At 58.5% G+C, this 2,119-nt stretch carries 3 protein-coding genes; 2 read left to right on the top strand and 1 reads right to left on the bottom strand.

Annotated features, from left to right (window positions below):
* Positions 1-1,234 precede the first annotated feature (1,234 nt).
* Entirely contained in the window at positions 1,235-1,393 is a 159-nt protein-coding gene (locus EOA38_RS39500; protein ID WP_189350061.1) for a hypothetical protein, read from the top strand.
* Here EOA38_RS39500 and EOA38_RS34635 read toward each other — a convergent pair.
* Positions 1,390-1,605, bottom strand: a complete 216-nt coding sequence (locus EOA38_RS34635) for a hypothetical protein (protein WP_127301336.1) — start codon at positions 1,603-1,605, stop codon at positions 1,390-1,392. The genes EOA38_RS39500 and EOA38_RS34635 overlap by 4 nt on opposite strands.
* Before the next feature lie 106 nt (positions 1,606-1,711).
* On the opposite strand from EOA38_RS34635, the gene EOA38_RS39495 reads away from it, so the two are divergent.
* Positions 1,712-1,861: a hypothetical protein gene (locus tag EOA38_RS39495; protein ID WP_189435117.1), complete on the top strand. Its 150-nt coding sequence runs from the start codon at positions 1,712-1,714 to the stop codon at positions 1,859-1,861.
* Positions 1,862-2,119: the final 258 nt, after the last annotated feature.

Raw genomic sequence — 2,119 nt, 5'->3', positions numbered from 1 at the left:
ATGCTGGCCAGCCTGAGGATCCAACAGAAGCGATCACAGAGGAATGAGCCACGCAAGGGCGGCTGCCATGACGATCGACAGCGGCACGGCAACCAGCAGGCAAGCCTCGACCACTCGGGTCTCTTTGTCGGTAAACATCGTACCTCGCACGATTGCAAGAGACGGAATGCTCAACTCGCCGGGCGAGGCCCCCAACAACAACCTTCAAGCCCGACGAGCCGACCGGGATTAGCCGGCGACGGTCTCCATGCAAGCGCGGTGCCAGCGGATTCGTCCTGAAATGGGACTGCGGGGCGATGGAAGACGCCGGTCTTTTTCGCGCGGGATCTCGCCGCCGGATAGCCAGGTTGTTTGACATGCAAGCGTGGCACGGTTGTTGCAACCACAGTTTCAGGCACGCCGGGGCGCGTAGAATCTGTTCCACATCAACACCGGCGTGCGTGAGGTTGGGACAAAGATGTCGCGTAAGCTGCTGCTCGGCCTTCCCGCATTGATCTTGGCCACGGGCCTCGGGATCGCCCTCTTCTCGTCCGAAACCGCATGGGGACTTCTGACCGCGATCCAATCCGATTCAGTCTTTTGTTCTAGCGGTCCATCACCAGCGACCCTGTCAGCGCCGGCATCACGGATTTTGCCGCCATGTCCTCCAGCCGTCACAAGGTCATAGGAGGCGTTTCGATGTGGAGTTTGATCACTCGGTTGGCATCAGCCTTTCGCGAATTCGTTGCACCACGCTATCGGCCGGAGCTTTATTATATGCGTGGTCCTGGGCCGGCCTCCGCGCGCCGCGTCAGTTGCCGCTGCGCGCGTGTTTCGGCCCGCCGGCGCGAAAGGTGACCCAACGTCAAGACTCAGCTATGGCTGCGTTTGCGCACTGAACTGGCCGGCGCCAGCAGTTCAGGCAACCTCCACCAACGGCGCCGGTCATTTTTCAGGAGGAAGGCCTCCACTCACGCCGCTTATCCGCACAGCAGGCGACGCCGCTCGGTCGAAAAGGCCACGTGACATCGGCAGCCGCAAGATCGGTCTTTCCAGGTTTAAATTACGGATACGTCCCGTCTATTAGACGAGTTGAATAAAAATACGATGTTGAAGGTTGCGCCCATAACGGCCTGGGGGCACGCCGATATAAGGAGACATGAGGAGCGCAAAATTAGCAGCCGCTAAAAACTGGTGTGAAAACGCCAGAGGATGGGGATTCACATCCGCCGCGTTCCGATCTAGATTCCGTTCCATGGATACGGTGTTTGATGACCTCTCCAGCGCTCTCCGCGAGCCCCATAGAGACGTTTGGGGCAAGGTCCGTGTCATCGTCCTCGATTTGCTCGGCAAGCTCTTCCTAGGCATCGCCATTGGCCTGGGCATCGGCATTGGACTAGTCCTCGCCGGCTAGTGCGGCAAAGCGCCGACGACGATTCCCACCACAATTACAGCAATAATCGCCAGCGCGATCCCAGCAAACCGGATGTGTTTCACCCAGGCTTGGCGCCCACGTCGTCGAGCCACCGTCGCGGCGTCATAGGCGCTATAGAGGCGCCGGCCGTCCTCTCCATAGCGGTCGCTGTTCGGGTAAGCCTTCTGCGGCTTTCGTCGCGCTTTCAGCATTTTGAAATCCCCCCTATGGAAGCTACATTAGCACTTGCTTGTGCTCAACTTCGGCCGGGGGCATAATAATCAATGTGCGTACGAGGAGCTTTGAGGGAGTTCCACAATGCGACCGATCCTGTTGATCGTCGCCGCCGTTGCCGCGTTCTTCGTCTGGGATGGCTTGGCGAACAAGAGCGCCTATCGAATTGCGCTGATGAAGAGCATCGATCAGGTTGAGAACTTCCAAGGCCTCGTCAGGGTCTCTTGGAATTAGACTGGGTCGTTGCTGGCTAAAGCATGTCTCCCGAAAGTGGGAACCGGTTTCGGGACAAAGACATGCGTAAAATCAAAAACCTAAAGCGCACGGAGCGAATCTGAAAGATCGCGACGCGCTTTAGCTTTTCGCTCCGGGTCGCAATGGCTTGCGAGTCGGCGTCTTCCTGAGCGTGGCGGGCGCCATCCATGAGCTTCTGCCAGACCGCAGCTCGACGGTTCTGTCCCACCCGCTCGGTTCCCCTTTCCTCTTATCCTA

Source organism: Mesorhizobium sp. M1E.F.Ca.ET.041.01.1.1 (assembly GCF_003997355.1).
Lineage (GTDB): Bacteria > Pseudomonadota > Alphaproteobacteria > Rhizobiales > Rhizobiaceae > Mesorhizobium.
This window is presented reverse-complemented; position numbering and strand designations above follow the sequence as displayed.

Excerpts from the sequence above, each read along its gene's own strand:
- EOA38_RS39500 (WP_189350061.1), top strand. The coding sequence starts at position 1,235 with ATGGATACGGTGTTTGATGACCTCTCCAGCGCTCTCCGCGAGCCCCAT.
- EOA38_RS39495 (WP_189435117.1), top strand. The coding sequence starts at position 1,712 with ATGCGACCGATCCTGTTGATCGTCGCCGCCGTTGCCGCGTTCTTCGTC.
- EOA38_RS34635 (WP_127301336.1), bottom strand. The coding sequence starts at position 1,605 with ATGCTGAAAGCGCGACGAAAGCCGCAGAAGGCTTACCCGAACAGCGAC.